Consider the following 19,852-nt stretch of genomic DNA (forward strand, 5'->3'; position numbering starts at 1 on the left):
AGTAAGGGAGTGATAATTGCTATTTTGACTAAAGTAAACGATTATAACTTCAAATACAAGTATTTTTTTTCATAATCAATAATGCCTTTTGCCTTTTTTAAAATATCAGCGCCAATAATACCGTCGACAGGTTTTGAATTATGATTAATTAGCGCTGTGTTTACATGCGATAAATTGAACAAAACCAGCACCACCTTGTTGTTACTCCATTTGCCAATTTTAACTTTGTTTTTTTTAGACATTTTGGTGTCCATATCAATAGCTCCCGCGCCAGCGGCTTTTATTAAAGAATCTTCAGCTTTAAGCTTAAAAGTTTCAACAGCTTCAAAACCAACGCAAGAACTTGACGCTCCCGTGTCTAAAATAAAAAGGCCTTTTTTTCCATTGATAGACGCTTTAATTTCGAAATGATTCGTCTTGGTTAAATGCAGTTTTACTTTGGTATAACCTTTATTTAGAAGGAACTCTTGAAGGCTTTTGCTCATGGGTTTTTCGTTTGAGGCATAAAAATAGTATAAACACTGCAATTAATAGTGAGATTACAACATAAATGTAGTGGTTGTCTGGTTGTGGCTCTGAAAGTTGGCCATAGTAGACAAAGGCGCTCCAGTAATAAGGTGATTTTTTCAAATTACTGATTTCTTGGTTTTCGAGGTAGTTTATTTTCGATTGCCAATTGGCTGTAAAAACTGACTGTTCCTGATTGTAATTTTGGTAAAAATCAGTCATAATCTGTGATGTTGATAAATCGTTTATTTGCCAAAGTGAAAATAAAACGTTTTGAGCGCCGGCATATTGAAAACCACGGGCAATACTCATAGCGCCCTCACCTTTATAAAGCTTCCCTATGCCTGTTTCGCATGCACTCAACACAACGAGGTTGCTATTTAAATCTAAGCTGTATAATTCATTTAAAAACAAGGTATCGTCATAAAATGAAAGGTTTGATGGTTTTATAAAATCGCCACTACTCGCGTGTGTAGATAAATGAATAGTACCATAGTTTGGTGCGTTTTTAATGAAATTTGCTTTAGTTGCTTCCGCATTCATAAAAAGTTTTGAAGGCATTTCTTTTTTAATAGCTTGTGCTTCGGTTATAGAATACGAGAGTGTTTGGTTTGTGTTTTCAAAAACAGGAAAAAAGCCTAAAACATCTTGATTTTTATGATTTTTAGAAGGGTTTAAATACAGTGTAATACTGCTGTTGTACGTTATTGTTTGTGACTTAATTACAAAAGGCATTTTTGCAAACGCTGCAGTTTTCGTGGGGTTATTAAGTAAAGCTTCAAAAGGAACAAAGTTTAGAAAGCCATCAGGTATTATAATTACGTTTTTATGGTTTGAAAGCGCCTTAAAATTTAAAGTTTCATAGAGGTTGAACGCCTGATTTGTATAATTCTGAATATCGTTGTTTATGTTTGAAGGCTCGTTAAAAAGTGTGATGAAGTTAGAAATATCAGACTTAACATCGGTATGTAATGGCAATCGATGTAGCTGAATGGTTTCACTTGAAATAATAAATTGATAAATACTGTTTTTACCATAAAAATACTCCGATAAAATGGCTTGATCTTTTCGTAATTGAGATTTAAGCACATCGATAGAAAATACATCATTTTCTTCTGGATGAATTTCAGAAATTAGAGATTTCATCTGTTTTAACGCCATACTTGTCACGCTAAGTTTTGTGCTTAAGTCGCTTATGGCTTCTGTACTTAAGTCCCTCTGAACTAATTGGCTTGTTAATTGTTCTTGCTGTTTCAATAGTTTGAATTCTTTCTGAAGCAAACTATCGTTGGGGAATTGTTGTAATTGTCGTTTTTTTAAAAACATATCTTTTAATACGGAAGCTTTGCTGTTTTCGGCATATTGCAACGCACGAACTAAAAGTGATTTATTTTGAGTTTCAGAAAAACGATCGAATAAAATATCAATACATTTCTCACTTCGTATGCGGTTATTGGTTTCGTTTAAAATTTTAGTTTCCTGGGATGTCCAATTAGTTTGTAATAATTTAGAAACATAAAAACTAAGGTCTAAACTTTGTAAAGCCACGTCAGGATTTGTCTCAATTTCCGCATATAAATCGAAAATATCAATAAACTTGTTTTCAGCGTAAAGTATGTTTTTATCGGGCAAACTATTACTTTTTAACTGTGGAAGAAGTACTTTTAATGCAGCGTTTAAATGTGTGTAAACAGCATTGGGTTGTTTTAAAAAATAATAAAGTTGTGCTTCTTCAAGATGAATTTGTGCCTTATTACGTTGAGTGATTTTGTTTTTTAACTGTTCTTTTTTATAAGAAGAAAAAGGAACTAATGCCTTATTGTAATCTTTATTTTTTAAATGAATGAGGTAAGTGTTTCTGGCTTCATTTAAGTTAGATGAAAGGTTTGTTTCGCCTAGAATCGAAACTTCAGGAATTTGATTTAAAGCAATTAAACTTTCCGATTTAATTTGAAGTAAATGTGCTTTTTTATCTTCCGGAAGGTTTTTAATATTTAAGCCATTATCAACTGTTTTAATAACAGTTTTGTGTCTTCCTAAGGTGTAATATAGTTTTGCTAAATTTATGGAGCCACTAATTTGATGGGGTGTATTTTTATTTTTTTTAGCTAAATAAACGTAACGGTTTATGGTGTTTAAAGCATTGGTAAAATCGCCTGTTTTTGTATATAATGTGCCTAGTGGGTTTAAGGCGTTTTCGATAATATCAAAATCTGAAATTTCAGAAAGTTCATTATCTTGATACCGTTTTAAAGCATCTTCATAAGTTAAAATGGCTTCTTTTAACTGGCCTGCTTCAAATAAAAAGTAAGCTTTATGGGTTTGCAGAAAAACCAAGGCTAATTGTTCGTCTTGGGTTTTTACTTCAGCTTTAAAGTTGTTTTCTCGTTTTTTTAAATGTTGAAGGGCACCTTGGTTTGGATTAGCAATAAAGGTTTCCGTAGTGATATATATAGTTTCTTCTAGAGTTTGAGAAAATCCGAAGCCGTAAATAAAGAAAAGTAGAAAATAGATTTTGTTCATAATTTCGGCTAAGCAAAAAGTACTTCAGATTTAGAATTTCCAGATGGCATAAAATTGCCAATAATTAAAATTATCTTCAAAATTCATAATATATCGGGCGCCTAAGCTAGGGCCAATTCGGGCAAAACCTACAGTAGCTTCAAGAAGCAAACCTGTGCGTAAATTGGTAAATGTATTGGTTTCGCTATAATTTTCTTCAAAAGAATTAAAGAGTGCGTTATCCGTAGCATCGCCTTCAAATTGTTCAATATATAAGTCTTGCTTGCTTTTTTCGCTTACTGAAATGGTGTTTTGTACACCAGCGCCCAAACCAACAAAGTTGTTTACATTGTAGCGTAATAAAACAGGGATGTCCCAGTCAATATTTTGGTAAGAGTTGTTTGTGGTGGTACGTTGTAAAAAACGGAACCCTTGGGTGCTTTCTGGAATAAATTCTTCTACAACGGTGGTATTGGCGTCGTAATTATGGAAATTATTCATAAGTTCGATTTGCCAGTAAAAGCGATACGATTTATATGGGGATAATGTGGCGCCGATAAAATAACTTTCGGAATTTTTTAAATCGCTAAAAGAATTATATCCCATTTTGGCTCCAATAGAAAGACCTGGTAAAAACCTAGTAGTAGAATAATTGGTGATTATCGGATCGTTTTTATCAAAAATAATAGCCGTTCTACTTTTGGTTTTCTGCTTGTGGAAATCTTTAGCAAACTTCACCTTATATTTAACAAAGCCTTTAGTGGAATCGTATTCTTTTACATTTTTTTGTTCGCTGCCTGGTAAATAAATATTTTTAAAGGTGAAAATAGCCTGCTTGTCAGTAAAGGTAGTGTCCAAACAACTGTAAAGGACTTCGCGCTTTGGGCAGATTTCGCATTTGGGATACATATCGACAACTTCAATAGTCGATTTATCTAACATATCTGGAATATCGGTTTCCAAACGGATGGTGTTTGCTGGGCCTTCACCATTATTTTGAAACTTGATTTTATACTTTAAGGTTTTAAAACGTACCAAGCGGTAATTCATAAAAGTACCGTTCGACGACATTTTATTAGGATCGTGCGAGGTTACAATTTCCATTTCCATGTCTTTTACCTTATGGTTGTCGTAGTTAGAATCGGGCACATAAATACCACGCACTGAAATTATAGCGCTGGTATCTTTAATCATTTCTGCTGTGGTTTTTAAGCTGAAAAAGATGTTGCGCTCTTCGTTAGGTTGCATATTATCAAATTCGATAACGCGCCAGTTTTTATATAATGATTGTGATTCTGATAACGTTAAAGGTAAGTTGGTTTTTATGGTAGAATCTTGTGGAATGTCTTGATAAGCTTCCATTTTATAATTTGTAGAGGCTAAAAAGATGTTCTGGTTTTCAATTTTATTGGTGCTAACGAAGGCATCGGTAGGACTATTTTTTTCATTATGATGCATCCTTGTGTCGGTCAACTCAAAATTATCGGCACTGTATTTTAATTCATTATAAAACAGGAAAAGTTTACCTTTAGTGCTGTAGTTTTTGGTGTTTTTATAACTTAAAATGGTAACTATATCTTGTTCTGGAACGGGTTCTCTGTTTCGTTTTAAGGTAAAATCGTCTTCCATAGAAGCTTCATCCTGAAAATCATCAGTAACCGAGGTGATGTTTATTTTTTTAGGACGTGCCGTTGGAGGTTTTCCGGTGTCGTAATTATTGGTAGCCCATAGCTTTACTTCATATTCGCCTTTCTTTTTGTAAGTGTGTTTTGGCGTGGCTTGTTTACTGTAGCTCCCGTCTCCCATTTCCCAGTAATGAGTATAAAAAGCTTTTGGTGCACCTGCAATTTGATTTAAGGCGGGTGTTTCTGGCGATAGTAATACGGTGTTTGCTGTAACGGTTGCTTTTATGGAGGCTGTTCTAGTTATTGTGTCTGTAGATTGTTCTTGAGCAAAAACAGATAAAGGGAGGAACGTAAGTAGGAGTAGGGCAGTAAAATGTCTCATAAAACAATGCGGGTTATTTGTTTATAAAGATACAAAAGAGATTGGTTTTTAGAGTATAGGGATTTGTTTTAAGGCTGTGATTTCTAAAAAAATCTTGTATGTATTAATAGGAAACTAAGATATAATTAACCTACATGAAAAGGTTGGTTATAATGATGGTGAAGTTTGCCCAAAGCATAACAAACACCCACACGATAATTATTTTTATAAAAGTACGCTTCCCCATATTAATACATCAAAAGTGGAGCTGTTTTGTTACCCGTACATTTTAATTTTTTTTAAATTAAAAACCCAGAAACAAAAGTTTCCGGGTTTAAAAAGTAGGTTAATTAAAAATCCCTCAATAATTAATTAACAATTTGGGGCAAAAAAAGGTGTTACGGTAATGCGTTGATAATAGCTGTAAGTTGTGCTTGTGTTACGGTTGCTGTTTCACTTTCGGTAATAGTGATGATGCCGTTTTCTACTATGGTTGCTGCTTGTACAGCGTATTTCCAATTGCCTTCATCTTCGCTAACAAAAATAACGTGACATTCTAAACCTACCGGGATTTGCCCGTAGTGTTCACTAAATAAGCCTGTGTTTGCGTCGTAAGTATCTAAGTTTGCTAATGCAGCAGGTTCACCATCATAAGATAAATATACACCACTGTTTGTGTTATCGTAGCCTTCTGGTGCGGCAACTAAAATGGTTGTTTTTTCTCTTGGGTCGTTATAAAAACGATCTACGTTAGTCCATCCAAAGTCGCCAATAAAAGCATAATAGTTGTTGCCTTCTGCAAATACACCACGTTCGTCACCATTTTCATTTTGGGCTTCTTCCCAAACTAAATTACCATCGTCGTCAATATTACCGTCCCATAAAATCATGTCAGGGTCAACGTCTCCAGTTAAAGCGGCAGGGATTCCTAATTGCATGGTGCCGTTAAGTTGTAAATCTGCTCCGTTTTGTGTGGCATTTATAAAGAACTCACCACCAGAAATTAGTAAGGCTTTGTCATTGGTTGCTGTAAGCCCCATTGTAGGTTTATTGGTAACTAGCATATGGCCTCTTTCAAACAATTCCACAAATTCTAAATCTATGGCACCAGTAATAGGGTTTCCATTTAAGGTTAAATTATTTGTACTGAAGCTAATATCTACGCCGTTTTCCGAAGTTAAAGTTATCCATCCATCAGCGGCATCAAACTGAAACGTTTGTGTTAACCCCTCTAAAGCATCGTCTTGTATGTTTCTAAACTCGGCAGCAGTTGCTGGAATTATAAGTTCGATATCGTTGTCATCTTTTGTTGAACAGCTTGTGAAAATTAAAGCCGATACAAGTAAAGTACCTAAAATGTGTTTTAAATTTTTCATTGTCTTTCGTTTTAAATTGATTATTCACCTTTATATAAACAGGGCTTTAGTTTTGTTACCCTGTTTATGGTATTATTTTAAAATTTCTTTTTATTGTTGAGGTTGACTCATAATAAGTTGATCTACAATAGCATCTCCAGAAGCCACTAAAGCAATCATTTTACGAGCGTATGCTTCAGTTGAGGCGTAACCTTTGGCTTTCCCAGAAACTGTTTTTACTTCCCAAAAGTAATTTCGGTTTTCAGTGGTGTTCGCTTCATTTTGTAGCATGAAATAACTTGAAATTTGTTTGTTCATTATAATTTCGTTGCTCGTTGTTAAAGCAATCATACGTTTTGCTTCTTCAAGGCTCGGTGCTGTGCCAGCATATTTTCCTTTGTTGGTTTGTACAGCCCAATCGAATACTTGCGTTATGGTATTTTCTGAAACAGTAATAATATTGTTTTCAGTATTGATCATTGTTTTTTCGTTAGTAGCATTTAAATTTGAAATCGATAACACTACAATTGCGGTCATTAAAATTGAATTTCTCATAATTTCTAAATGTTTATTGTTGTTAAAATTTGGTTTAATTCGTTTAGCCAATCTGACTGTTACACCCTTATATCAAAACCATTTTAAATTTGTTACCCTTTTTTTTGAAAGTTTTTTTACATTCGTTGTAAATACAAGGGGTAATGAGTGAAAAAAAAATACACGAAGACCAGAAATATATTGTAGGTTTATTAAAGAACAACAGCTTTATAATACAAGCCATTTACGATAAGTTTGCGCCTAAGGTGATTAATTATATTAAGTTGAATAGCGGTACGCGAGATCAAGCGCAAGATGTTATACAAGACACCTTAATAACGATTTACAACCAAGCGAGCCAGAAAAACTTACAATTAACCTGTCCGTTCGATGCATATTTTTTTCTCCTTTGTAAAAGGAAATGGCTAAACGTGTTAAAAAAATCTTCGAATAAAGAGGTAACAATTAATGAGGAAGTGCTATCTAAAGGAGACGAGGCTCAAGAATTTGCTTTCGAAACAGCAGTGTTTGGAGAAAAACAAGCCTTATTTGCCGAAATGTTCGAAAAATTAGGAACCGCTTGTAAAGATTTGCTAAAGGCGACTTTCAAAATAAAATCAATGGAAGAAGTTGCTGCAAGTTTAAATGTAAGTTATGCTTATGCACGAAAAAAAAAATCGTTGTGTATCGGCAAACTCACCGAGTTAGTTAGAGCGTCGCCAAAATTTAACCACCTTAAAAATTAACCAAAATGGCAGAGCAAGATTATATACAATTTGAAGATTATCTTTCCGAAAACCTCTCGGAAGCAGATAAGTTAAGCTTTGAAAATAAGTTGAATACAGATAGCGCTTTCGCGGAAAGGTTTCAAACCTACAAAAATTTGTCTCATTATTTAAGTGATAAATTTGGAAATGAAACCGAATCGGAAGCCTTTAAAGAGAATTTAAAAAGCATATCGAGCAAATATTTTGTACAACAGGACGAAGCTATTTCCGAAGAAAAAAGCAGTAAAAAATCTTTTACGTTTTATAAATATGCCGTAGCAGCCTGCGCTATTTTAATGATAGGTGTTTTTACTTTTAATCAATTTTCAAATCCAACTTATAACGATTTTAACACGTTCGATACAATGAGTTTAACCGTGAGAGGTGATAATGATGCTCTTTTAAAAACAGCTGAAAACGCTTTTAATAATCGCGATTTCGCTTCCGCAGAAAGTGCATTAGCTCAGTTAATGGAAAACGATGAAAATAATTTAGAGCTGCTCTATTATCGTGGGATTGCAAATATAGAATTGAATAATTTTGAAACATCGGAAGATTTATTAACGGAATTGGCCAATGGTAATTCGGCATACAAAAACAAAGCGATTTGGTATTTGGCATTAAGTAAATTGAAGCAGGATGATATTTTAGATTGTGTTGATATTTTAAAAACCATCCCTGAAGAAGCTGAAGATTACGAGCGTGCTCAAAAACTATTAAATAAATTAGATTAACGGACTTTTATTTAATGGCTAAATGGCGGCCAAGAATTTAAATACTTCTTACTTTTGCGGCATGATTATTACAGATACGCACACCCATTTATATAGTGAAGCCTTTGATGACGATAGAGCTGAAATGATTAACCGCGCCATAGAACAAGGCGTAACACGGTTTTTTATTCCAGCGATAGATTCTACATATACAGAAGCTATGCTTCAACTAGAAAAGGACTATCCAGAAAACATGTTTTTAATGATGGGGCTGCATCCAACCCACGTTAAAGAAAATTATATAGACGAGTTAAACCATATAGAGCACATGCTGGCCACGCATAAATTTTATGCCGTTGGCGAAATTGGCATCGATTTGTATTGGGATAAATCGACTTTAAAGATTCAGAAAACGGCTTTTAAACATCAAATTCAATTAGCGAAACAATATAAATTACCTATTGTTATTCATTGTAGAGATGCTTTCGATGAGGTATTCGAAGTTTTAGAAAGTGAAAAAGGAGATGATTTGTTCGGAATATTTCATTGTTTTACGGGAAGTTTAGAGCAAGCGCATCAAGCCATTTCTTATAATATGAAATTGGGTATTGGTGGTGTTTCAACCTTTAAAAACGGAAAAATTGATCAGTTCTTAAATCAAATCGACTTAAGCGAGATTGTATTAGAAACCGATGCGCCGTATTTGGCTCCTGTGCCTTTTCGTGGTAAACGAAACGAAAGTTCGTACATTATAAAGGTGTTAGAAAAGCTGTCCTATATATATAATGTATCTTTAGAACATGTAGCGCAAAGAACCACAGCCAATTCAAAAGCCATTTTTAAAGTTTAAAATATGCAACCTAACATACTCCTTATATATACCGGCGGTACCATTGGTATGGTTAAAGATTTTAAAACAGGAGCACTAAAAGTGTTCAACTTCAAAAATATTATAAAAAATATTCCAGAATTACAGTTGTTAGATTGTAATATTGAAACGTTTTCGTTTGAAAAACCTATTGACTCTAGTAATATGAATCCGAAATATTGGGTTCAAATGGTTGAGGTTATTGAAAAACATTACGACGCTTTCGATGGATTTGTTGTGCTTCATGGTAGCGACACCATGAGTTATACGGCTTCGGCTTTAAGTTTTATGCTCGAGAATTTAGCCAAACCAGTAATTTTTACAGGATCGCAATTGCCTATTGGCGACTTACGTACCGATGCCAAGGAGAATTTAATAACGTCTATTCAAGTGGCGTCGCTTCAGAAGAAAGGAAAACCTGTAATTCAAGAAGTATGCTTGTATTTTGAATATAAATTGTACCGTGCTAATAGAACGACGAAGATAAATGCTGAACATTTTCAGGCTTTTGCATCGTTTAATTATCCAGATTTAGCTGAATCTGGTGTGCATTTAAAAATAAATCACGAACATTTATTTAAACCAAAAGGAAACAAAAACTTGGTGGTGCATAGAGATTTAGATGAAAATATTGCGCTTATTAAGTTGTATCCGGGTATCTCTAAAATTGTTTTGCAAGAGATTTTTAAAACGCCAAATTTGAAAGCCGTTATCTTAGAAACCTATGGTTCTGGGAATTGTACTACTGAAAAATGGTTTATTGCTATGCTAAAGGAAACTATTGAAAATGGAGTACATATTATAAATATTACACAATGTTCGGGTGGAAGCGTTATGATGGGACATTATGAAACTAGCGATATGCTAAAAAAAGTAGGGGTAATCTCCGGAAAAGATATTACAACAGAAGCTGCGTTGGCGAAGACAATGTTTTTGTTAGGAAAAAAAATGTCATCTAAATCGTTCAAAACCACCTATGAAACATCTTTAATTGGAGAATTGACTTAAAATTAACTGTTAAAGTTTTAGTGTTCAGATTATTTTTTGTTATTTCATCCCCGAATTAAAAGTTATTGAAAAATAGAGAGGTGGCCGAGTGGTCGAAGGCGCACGCCTGGAAAGTGTGTATACCCCAAAAGGGTATCGAGGGTTCGAATCCCTTCCTCTCTGCTTAATTTTTTTATTTTTTAATTACTTTTTTTTTATATCTTTAACACTTTAACTAATAAAATTAAGATCTAGAACATGAAAAGATTATTTTCTATCCTTGCCGTTACTGTAATGATGGCATTCGGAACTGCTAATGCAACAACCATTGCAAACACAAGTACAGCTGTAACAACTGTAACCACATTAACTCAAGACGATGCTGCTCCTGCTGCCGAAGATATCGGTTTTCATCAGGAATTGAAAAAACGTTTTATTGAAGGTGGTCCAGGATTTATGGGTATTGTATTATTATGTCTAATTCTTGGATTAGCAATTGCTATCGAGAGAATTGTCTTTTTAAACTTATCTTCTACAAACACGAAGAAATTAACACAATCTGTTGAAGATGCATTAGCGTCTGGTGGTGTTGAAGCTGCAAAAGAAGTTTGTAGAAATACAAAAGGCCCAATCGCATCTATATACTATCAAGGTTTAGATAGAACAGATGAAGGTATTGAAGCTGCTGAAAAAGCTGTTGTAGCTTACGGTGGTGTTCAAATGGGACAATTAGAGAAAAACGTTTCTTGGATTTCATTATTTATCGCTCTTGCACCAATGCTTGGTTTCATGGGTACGGTAATTGGTATGATTCAAGCCTTTGATAAAATTGAAGCTGCTGGTGATATGCAACCTTCTCTTGTTGCAGGTGGTATTAAAGTAGCACTTTTAACAACAGTATTTGGTCTTGTAGTAGCTATTATTCTTCAAATTTTTTATAATTATATTATTTCTAAGATTGACAGTATTGTTAACGACATGGAAGATGCTTCTATCACGTTAATGGATATCTTGATCAGATACAAAAAATAATTAATTATAAAACCTAAAGAATTATGAATACTCATAAAATAATAAAAATCATAGCTTTTGCTCTGGCGATTCTTGGCTCTATTTTTGCGCTAATGATCATCTCAGGGTCGGACGGTATGATTGATAACATACTATTTATTACCTATGCAGTACTAGGATTAGTTCTAGCATTAGTGTTAATATTTGTTTTAAAAGGTTTAGTTACTGGAGATATCAAAAAAACTTTGATGACCGTAGGCGCCTTTTTAGCAGTCATTTTTATAACTTATGCCATGTCGTCTGGTACCGATTTAGATTTACAACCTTTTAATGATAAAGGTTTAGGTATTACCGAAGCAACCTCTAAAAATGTAGGAGCTGGTTTATATGCCTTTTACGTTTTAGCATTTTTAGCAATTGGATCAATGCTATTTGGTGGTGTAAAAAAAATATTAAATAAATAAATTATGGCAAAAAGAGCAGCACCAGAAGTTAATGCAGGCTCAATGGCCGACATTGCTTTCTTATTATTAATATTTTTCTTGGTAACAACTACTATTGAAACAGATTCTGGTATTAACAGAAAACTGCCTCCAATGGAAGAACAAACAGATCCACCTGTTATTAAGCAGAAAAATATTTTTACAGTTATTGTAAATAAGAATGATGAATTATTGGTTGAAGATGAACCGATGAAAATTAAAGATTTGCGTAAAGCAGCCATTGCGTTTTTAGATAATGGCGGTGACAGATCTTGTGATTATTGTAAAGGAGCTAAACTTCCTGAATCATCTGATAACCCAGATAAGGCAATCATCTCTTTAGCAAATGATAGAGAGACTACTTATAAGACTTATATTGCTGTACAGAATGAATTAGTAGCAGCATATAACGATTTAAGAAATGCGAGAGCCCAAGCACAATACAATATGTCGTTTCTAGAAATGGAAGCAAATCATAAAGATGTAAACTGGCCTGGGAATAAAGCAGAGTTAAAAAAGAAGATCGATCAAATCAAACTTGATTATCCTCAAAAACTCTCAGAAGTACAGAAATAATTTTAACATTAATAAACTATGTCTAAATTTAAAAAGAAAAAAGGTGGCGAAATGCCCGCGGTTAATACGGCGTCTTTACCAGATATTGTATTTATGTTATTATTCTTTTTCATGGTAGCTACAACAATGAGGGAAACAACCTTAATGATTGAAAATAACTTACCATTTGCGGATCAAGTTGATAAACTTGATAAGAAAGATTTGGTAATGTACATTTATGCTGGTAAACCAAGTGAGAACTATAAGAAATACGGAAACGAATCAAGAATTCAATTGAACGATAAGTTTGCGGATGTTAAAGAAATCGCAGCGTTTATTAACGCAGAACGTGCCACTAAAAGAGAAGAATTAGTACCATTTTTAACTACAGCTTTAAAAGTTGATAGTGAAGCTAATATGGGATTAATTGGTGACATTAAACAAGAATTACGTAAAGTTAATGCTCTAAAAATAAACTATACCACTAAAAAAGGTAAGGTTGTAGGAAATTAACATATTACATTCTTAATTTTATAATAAAGGCGTTTTGATTTAATCAAAGCGCCTTTTATTTTTGCTTCAAAATTAATCTTAAGATATTTTCATATTACTGTTTCAAAAATGATAGATTTAAAAAGTGTTGTTGTATTGCTGTTTGTGCTTAGTACAGTCTTCTGTTTAGCTCAAGGAGAGCCTGTTGTAGAGGGAGACGGGCGTTATAAAGAAGATCAGTTTTATATTGGCGTAACCTATAACTTGTTAGGGAAGCAACCAACCGATTTGAAACAAAGTGGGTTTTCCACAGGGTTTCATTTGGGCTTTATTAAAGATATGCCTATCAATAAGGCTAGAAACAAAGCAATAGGACTTGGTCTTGGTATTTCTGCAAATTCTTTTAATCAAAATTTATTAGTATTCGAAGATGATGCTGGTACTATAAATTATAGTATTGAGGGGGCTGATACATTCACAAAGAATAAGTTTTCCAGTCATTTTATAGAAGTGCCTTTAGAGTTTAGATGGCGAACATCTACAGCAACCAGTTATGAGTTTTGGCGGATTTACGGCGGTTTTAAGTTTAGTTATATGTTGGCCAATACCACAAAGTATATTGGAGATTTAGGAACCTTTAAATACAACGATGTTTCTGATTTTAATAAAGTACAATATGGTTTAACACTGAGTGCAGGATATAATCTTTGGAATTTATATGTTTATTATGCCTTAAATCCGGTGTTTTCTAACGACGCACAATTGAATGGAGAAAATATAGATATCCACGCTATTAAAGTGGGGTTAATGTTTTACATTTTGTAAATACGTTATCAAACTATAAAACCTCTAAAAAATGGGATGCTCTGTAATTAAAAAGATTCTAAAACCAGTAATTCACGAGTATTAACTGGGGAATTAACCCAACAAAAAAACCAACAATCAATTCTTTGTTGCTATGTGCGCTTAAATGTAGTCTAGAAGTTGCCACGGCACCAATGGCGAGTGCCATAAATGCAAGTAGGCCGGTTAAGTTTATGGCAAACATAACACCTAGAGCTACAAAGAACATGAATAAGCCCGAAATACCAATCATGTGTATACTTGCTTTAAATTTGAAAAGAGCGAGTATTAAACAAGCCATATTAGAAATTAATATGCCTACGAAAAAGTAGTAAAGCGCAATGGCTGAAGTTGGCGTTATAATGCGCTTTATAACGAGCAACATAATAATACAATTTAGTGCAAGTGGATAAATGCGCTCTTGCGTTGTTGCCAAATGAATGGTTTTTACCTTGCCTAATGTGTTTAATAAAAAAAACATGAGCATGGGTAAAATAAGGGTGAGTATCAGTAAAGAAACTAATTTGGCTTGTACTATTTCCGGGACAACAAAATGTGGGGTGATGTAATAGTAAAAAGCCACGCCTAAAAGCGGCATAAATAGTGGGTGAAATATATAAGAAAGACTCCTAAGTAGCTTATTCATTATATTTTTTTACGAAGTCTGGCCACCGGAATATCCAGTTGTTCTCTATACTTAGCAACAGTTCTACGAGCAATAGGATAACCTTTTTCTTTTAAAATAGAAGCTAAAGTTTCGTCTGTTAGTGGTTTTTTCTTGTTTTCTTCTTCAATAACAGTTTCTAAAATTTTCTTTATTTCTCGGGTAGAAACATCTTCACCTTGGTCATTCTTCATCGATTCAGAAAAGAATTCTTTAATCAATTTTGTGCCATAAGGCGTATCGACGTATTTACTATTTGCAACGCGAGATACGGTGGAAACGTCCATAGAAATCTCGTCTGCAATATCTTTTAGAATCATGGGTTTTAAATTACGCTCATCACCCGTTAAAAAGTATTCTTTTTGGTAATGCATAATAGCACTCATGGTTACAAACAACGTTTGCTGACGCTGTCTAATAGCTTCAATAAACCATTTTGCGGCGTCTAGCTTTTGTTTAATAAAGATTACGGCATCTTTTTGCGATTTCGATTTATCTTTCGCTTCCTTGTAACCGTTTAGCATGTTATTGTACTCACGAGATACATGAAGTTCGGGAGCATTTCTACCGTTAAGGCTGAGTTCTAATTCGCCATCAACAATTTTAATAGCAAAATCAGGAACAACATGTTCAACTATACGGTTATTTCCTGCGTAAGAACCTCCTGGTTTTGGATTTAGATGCTCAATTTCCGTTATGGCATCTTTAAGTTGTTCTTCGGTAATATTAAATTTTTGAAGTAATTTCTTATAATGCTTTTTCGTGAATTGATCGAAAGCGGTATCGATAATAGCTGTTGCTAATTCGGTGTCTGCTGTTTTATCTTTTCGATGTAATTGAATGCTTAAGCACTCTTGAAGGTTGCGAGCGCCAACCCCTGCTGGATCTAATTGATGCACAATTCTCAATACTTTTTCAATTTGTGCTTCTTCAGTATATACGTTTTGGGTGAAGGCTAAATCGTCCGTAATATCGCTTATGTCACGACGGATATATCCACTTTCATCAACGCTTCCAACTAAAAATTCGGCAATATCTCGCTCTTCTTCTGTTAGTCTGTAGGTATTTAATTGATTTATTAAGTGCTGCGTAAAAGAAGTTCCGGCTGCGTAAGGCATGGTTTTTTCTTCATCGTCGGCACTATAGTTATTGGCTTGGGTGCGGTAATCAGGGATTTCATCATCACTTAAATACTCGTCAACATTAATGTCTTCTGCATCTATACTGTCGTTATCATTAATATCGTCGGTGTTGTCTAAATCTGAATCGTAATCGCTATCGTTTTCCTCTTTACCACCTTCTAAGGCTGGGTTTTCTTCTAATTCTTGTTTTAAACGCTGTTCAAATGCTTGTGTTGGCAGCTGTATCAATTTCATTAATTGAATTTGCTGTGGCGACAGTTTTTGCGATAGTTTAAATTGTAAAAATTGCTTAAGCATGATTTGAATTTAGGGTTCTATAACCAACTAATGTAGTAATAAGTAACGAATAATTCAAACAATGAAAAATGGGTACTTACTATGTGGTGTTAAGTTGGTGCCAATCAAAGATAAAAAAAGCCGCACGATTTGCAAAGTACAGCTTCATTTATCAAGTGTATATTTATTAAAACTCGGCGTTATGCGGTGTTCTAGGGAATGGTATAACGTCTCTAATATTGGTCATTCCGGTAGCAAACATCACTAAACGTTCAAAGCCTAAACCGAAACCGGAGTGTACAGCGGTACCGTATTTTCTTAAATCTAAATACCACCATAGATCTTCTTCAGGAATATCAATGGCAGCCATTCTTTCTTTTAAAATATCTAAACGTTCTTCACGTTGCGCGCCACCAACGATTTCTCCAATACCAGGGAATAAAATATCCATAGCTCTAACGGTTTTTCCGTCTTCGTTTAAACGCATGTAAAATGCTTTGATGTTGGCAGGATAATCAAATAAAATCACCGGACATTTAAAGTGTTTTTCAACTAAAAAACGTTCGTGTTCGCTTTGTAAATCTGTGCCCCATTCATCAATGATATATTTGAATTTTTTCTTTTTGTTAGGTTTACAGCTTCTTAGAATATCGATAGCTTCGGTGTAACTAACACGTTTGAAATTGTTCTCGGTAACGAATTTTAATTTTTCAATTAAACTCATATCGCTACGTTCAGCTTGTGGTTTCGATTTTTCTTCGTTTAATAAACGTTGATCTAGAAACTCTAAGTCTTCTTGGTTATGTTCTAAAACATGGGTGATAACCGATTTTAAAAAATCTTCGGCTAAATCCATATTTCCTGCTAAATCCATAAAGGCAACTTCGGGCTCTATCATCCAAAATTCGGCTAAATGCCTAGATGTGTTTGAGTTTTCAGCTCTAAATGTTGGACCAAAGGTATATACTTTTCCTAAAGACATGGCGTAGGTTTCGGCTTCTAACTGACCAGAAACGGTTAAGTTCGTTTCTTTTCCGAAGAAATCTTTAGAATAATCTACTTTGCCATCTTCGGTTAATGGTGTGTTTTTTGGATCTAAGCTAGATACTTTAAACATTTCGCCTGCACCTTCAGCATCACTTCCTGTAATAATTGGAGCGTGCATATAGTAGAAACCATTTTCATTAAAATATTTATGAACGGCGAATGATAAAGCCGAGCGTAAACGCATAATAGCGCTAAATGTGTTGGTTCGGGTACGTAAATGGGCATTTTCTCTTAAAAACTCAAAAGAGTGTTTTTTAGGTTGAATAGGATATGTTTCCGGATCGGAATCGCCAAGTACTTCAATATTATGTACTTGAATTTCTACTTTTTGACCTTTACCTTGACTTTCAACTAATTCACCTTTAATATGAACTGCTGCTCCTGTGGTGATACGTTTTAGAACACTTTCGTCAAATTTTTCGAAATCGACAACACATTGGATGTTATTTATCGTTGAACCATCGTTTAAAGCGATAAAACGATTAGCCCTAAAGGTTCTAACCCAGCCTTTTATGTCAACTTCAAGTAGTGTGGTTTGTTGTGATAGTAATTCTGAAACAGTACGTGATTGCATATAAACGAGTTTTGAAGTGTAAATATAACGGTTTCAGTAGTTAAAAATCAAATAATAAATTCGAAAAATCTCGAAAATTTGTTTTATTTCTTCAAAAGTTATTCGAAAGTGTAATTAAAATGAGTCTTTTTCGTTCAAATTCTTGTCTTCCTTCGGAATAATATCTATAGTAGGCTTACGTAAAACTTTTTTATTAGCAATGCTACGTTCCAATGATAATAATAAGGATGGTAGTAATAGTAAATTTGAAAGCATAGCGAATAGTAAAGTGGCCGAAACTAAGGCGCCGAGCGCAACTGTACCTCCAAAACTAGAAATGGTAAATACCGAGAAGCCGAAGAATAATACGATAGACGTGTAAAACATACTAACGCCGGTTTCGCGTAAAGCACCATAAACCGATACTTTAATTTTCCAGTTATTGGCTTGTAACTCTTGACGATATTTTGCCAAAAAGTGAATAGTATCATCAACCGAAATACCAAAAGCGATACTGAATACTAATATAGTAGATGGTTTTATTGGTACACCTAAATACCCCATAAGTCCAGCTGTAATGATAAGTGGCAAGAGGTTTGGCACTAATGAAATAATAATCATTCGTAAGGATCTAAACATGTATGCCATAAATAAGGCAATAAGCAAAATAGCTAGGGATAATGAAATAGCTAAGTTTTTAACCAAATATTTGGTTCCTTTCTGGAACACCAGGGCTTTCCCAGTCATGGTTACATTAAAACGATCTTTTGGAAAAAGTTTATCAATTTTAGTTTGAAGATCTTCTTGAATACGCTCCATTCTATCGGTACCAACATCTTTAATAAACGTTGTGATACGGGCATATTGACCCGTTGAATCTACGAAGTTTTTAAGTAAATCGGTATTTGAAGATGAGTTTTTTGCGTATGATAGAATAAAACTATTTTCCTGCGATGTTGGCAATTGGTAAAACTTTGTGTTTCCGTTGTAATATGCCTGTTTTGAGTATTTCACTAAACCAACAACCGAAATAGGTTTTGAAAGTTCTGGAGTTTCTAAAATCAAATCTTCCAGCTCGTTCATACGTTTTAAAGTGGCCAGTTTCATAACCCCTTTTTTACGCTTGGTGTCTATCATGATTTCTAATGGCATAATGCCGTTAAATTCACTTTCGAAAAATCGGATATCGTTTACAAATTCCGATTCTTGAGGCATATCTTCAATTAAACTTCCTGATATTTTAATTTGATAAATTCCTATAATACTTACAATAAGAAGTAACAATGATGAAATGTAAATGGCAATGCGCTTCTCTTTAACCATACGTGCCATCCAATCTACAAAACCACCAACCCAACGTCTGTTAAGGTGTTCTAAATGGCGATCTTTTGGGTAAGGCAAGTAAGAATATATAATAGGAATAATAAGAATACACAATATAAAAATAGACAGTATACTTAATGATGCGACTAAACCAAACTCTTTTAATAACTTACTTTCTGTTAAAATAAAGGTGGCAAAACCACAGGCTGTAGTAACGTTAGTCATTAAAGTGGCGTTACCAATTTTGGTGATAACACGTTGTAATGATTTGGCTTTATTGCCATGAAGTTTAACTTCGTGTTGGTATTTGTTAATTAAGAAAATACAATTGGGAATCCCGATTACAATAATTAATGGCGGTATTAATGCCGTTAAAACTGTGATTTCATAATTTAATAAGCCAATGATTCCTAAAGTCCACATCACACCAATACAAACCACCACTAGTGAAATTAGGGTAGCGCGGAACGAACGGAAGAAGAAAAAGAAAATGATGGAAGTTACTAGCAAAGCAGCACCGATAAACAATCCAATTTCATCAACAATATTAGTAGAATTTAAAGTTCGGATATATGGCATGCCCGAAATACGAACATCTAATTTGTATTTTGCTTCGAAATCTTCAATTTTCGGGATTAAAACATCCATTACAAAATCCTTTCTAGCCGATGTATTTACAATGGCTTTGTTCATGTAAATGGCCGTACGAATGGTTTTTGTTTCTTTATTGAATAAGAAATTATCGTAGAATGGATATTTTTTGAAAAGCTCGTTTTCTAAAGTTTCAATTTGCGCCACAGATGAAATAGAATCTTTAATAAAAGGTTCTAAAACAAATTTTTCGTTTTCGGTATCTTTAACAAGTTTCTGAAGTTCTTTTATAGAAATAACCGATTCTACGGCGTCCGATGAGTTTTTAAAACTTTCCGAAAGGTTATTCCAAGCATTTAGTTTTTCAACAGTAAAGAGGGTAGAGTCTTTAACGCCAAGTACAATCAAATTGCCTTCTTCACCAAAGACCTCTAAGAAATCATTGTAAATCACATTTACCTCATGGTCGTCGGGCAATAAGTTAGCTTCGGTATAGGTAAACCGCATGTTATCCCATTGCTGACTAAAGAACAAAGTGGTTGCTAAAATACAAACCAGAATAATAAGTTTGTTACGTAAAATTAATGTCGCAATGACATCCCAAAAGTCTTTCGTGAAAAGTTTAAACATGCTATATATAAAAGATGCGCAAAG

18 protein-coding genes and 1 tRNA gene are annotated in these 19,852 nt (G+C 34.0%); 10 read left to right on the top strand and 9 right to left on the bottom strand.

The window, feature by feature from the left end:
- Nucleotides 1–41: 41 nt before the first annotated feature.
- From QWY92_RS02275 to QWY92_RS02295, 5 genes are all read right to left on the bottom strand, one after another.
- Nucleotides 42–485: a retropepsin-like aspartic protease gene (locus QWY92_RS02275; RefSeq protein WP_290268305.1), complete on the bottom strand. Its 444-nt coding sequence runs from the start codon at nt 483–485 to the stop codon at nt 42–44.
- A complete protein-coding gene (locus QWY92_RS02280; protein WP_290268306.1) occupies nt 451–3,030 on the bottom strand; it encodes a CHAT domain-containing protein in 2,580 nt (859 codons plus the stop codon). Before QWY92_RS02280 ends, QWY92_RS02275 begins: the two co-directional genes overlap by 35 nt.
- 30 nt (nt 3,031–3,060) lie before the next feature.
- Nucleotides 3,061–5,016: a DUF7849 domain-containing protein gene (locus QWY92_RS02285; RefSeq protein WP_290268307.1), complete on the bottom strand. Its 1,956-nt coding sequence runs from the start codon at nt 5,014–5,016 to the stop codon at nt 3,061–3,063.
- Between the two features lie 377 nt (nt 5,017–5,393).
- Nucleotides 5,394–6,371, bottom strand: coding sequence for a hypothetical protein (locus tag QWY92_RS02290; protein WP_290268308.1), 978 nt, complete (start codon nt 6,369–6,371; stop codon nt 5,394–5,396).
- 90 nt (nt 6,372–6,461) lie between these two features.
- Nucleotides 6,462–6,905, bottom strand: coding sequence for a hypothetical protein (locus tag QWY92_RS02295; protein ID WP_290268309.1), 444 nt, complete (start codon nt 6,903–6,905; stop codon nt 6,462–6,464).
- A gap of 143 nt (nt 6,906–7,048) precedes the next feature.
- On the opposite strand from QWY92_RS02295, the gene QWY92_RS02300 reads away from it, so the two are divergent.
- The 10 genes from QWY92_RS02300 (at nt 7,049) to QWY92_RS02345 (ending at nt 13,584) form a co-directional block, all read left to right on the top strand.
- Complete coding sequence (locus QWY92_RS02300; RefSeq protein ID WP_290268310.1) at nt 7,049–7,630, top strand: RNA polymerase sigma factor; 582 nt, start codon at nt 7,049–7,051, stop codon at nt 7,628–7,630.
- 5 nt (nt 7,631–7,635) lie between these two features.
- Nucleotides 7,636–8,385 (top strand): tetratricopeptide repeat protein, encoded by a 750-nt coding sequence (locus QWY92_RS02305; RefSeq protein WP_290268311.1) that lies wholly within the window; start codon nt 7,636–7,638, stop codon nt 8,383–8,385.
- A 61-nt stretch (nt 8,386–8,446) separates the two neighbouring features.
- A complete protein-coding gene (locus QWY92_RS02310; RefSeq protein ID WP_290268312.1) occupies nt 8,447–9,214 on the top strand; it encodes a TatD family hydrolase in 768 nt (255 codons plus the stop codon).
- A gap of 3 nt (nt 9,215–9,217) precedes the next feature.
- On the top strand, nt 9,218–10,240 hold the full coding sequence (locus QWY92_RS02315; protein WP_290268313.1) for an asparaginase: 1,023 nt from the start codon (nt 9,218–9,220) through the stop codon (nt 10,238–10,240).
- Between the two features lie 74 nt (nt 10,241–10,314).
- Nucleotides 10,315–10,402, top strand: a tRNA-Ser gene (locus QWY92_RS02320).
- Nucleotides 10,403–10,477: 75 nt separating this feature from the next.
- Entirely contained in the window at nt 10,478–11,251 is a 774-nt protein-coding gene (locus QWY92_RS02325; protein WP_290268314.1) for a MotA/TolQ/ExbB proton channel family protein, read from the top strand.
- 23 nt (nt 11,252–11,274) lie between these two features.
- A complete protein-coding gene (locus QWY92_RS02330) occupies nt 11,275–11,694 on the top strand; it encodes a hypothetical protein (protein WP_290268315.1) in 420 nt (139 codons plus the stop codon).
- Nucleotides 11,695–11,697: 3 nt separating this feature from the next.
- The gene (locus QWY92_RS02335; RefSeq protein WP_290268316.1) at nt 11,698–12,288 is read left to right on the top strand and encodes an ExbD/TolR family protein; all 591 of its coding nucleotides are present in this window, start codon (nt 11,698–11,700) and stop codon (nt 12,286–12,288) included.
- Nucleotides 12,289–12,306: 18 nt separating this feature from the next.
- Nucleotides 12,307–12,780 carry an ExbD/TolR family protein gene (locus QWY92_RS02340; RefSeq protein WP_290268317.1) on the top strand — a complete coding sequence of 158 codons (474 nt, stop codon included), beginning with the start codon at nt 12,307–12,309 and terminating at the stop codon, nt 12,778–12,780.
- A gap of 108 nt (nt 12,781–12,888) precedes the next feature.
- Nucleotides 12,889–13,584, top strand: a complete 696-nt coding sequence (locus QWY92_RS02345) for a porin family protein (RefSeq protein WP_290268318.1) — start codon at nt 12,889–12,891, stop codon at nt 13,582–13,584.
- Between the two features lie 58 nt (nt 13,585–13,642).
- Here QWY92_RS02345 and QWY92_RS02350 read toward each other — a convergent pair whose 3' ends face one another.
- The 4 genes from QWY92_RS02350 to QWY92_RS02365 form a co-directional block, all read right to left on the bottom strand.
- Nucleotides 13,643–14,248, bottom strand: coding sequence for a hypothetical protein (locus tag QWY92_RS02350; protein ID WP_290268319.1), 606 nt, complete (start codon nt 14,246–14,248; stop codon nt 13,643–13,645).
- Entirely contained in the window at nt 14,248–15,705 is a 1,458-nt protein-coding gene (rpoN, locus tag QWY92_RS02355) for an RNA polymerase factor sigma-54 (RefSeq protein ID WP_290268320.1), read from the bottom strand. The genes QWY92_RS02350 and rpoN overlap by 1 nt, the downstream gene beginning before the upstream one ends.
- Before the next feature lie 166 nt (nt 15,706–15,871).
- Entirely contained in the window at nt 15,872–17,305 is a 1,434-nt protein-coding gene (gene asnS / locus QWY92_RS02360) for an asparagine--tRNA ligase (protein WP_290268321.1), read from the bottom strand.
- 114 nt (nt 17,306–17,419) lie between these two features.
- Nucleotides 17,420–19,828: an efflux RND transporter permease subunit gene (locus QWY92_RS02365; RefSeq protein ID WP_290268322.1), complete on the bottom strand. Its 2,409-nt coding sequence runs from the start codon at nt 19,826–19,828 to the stop codon at nt 17,420–17,422.
- Nucleotides 19,829–19,852 lie beyond the last annotated feature (24 nt).

Source organism: Algibacter miyuki (assembly GCF_030409805.1).
GTDB lineage: Bacteria > Bacteroidota > Bacteroidia > Flavobacteriales > Flavobacteriaceae > Algibacter > Algibacter miyuki.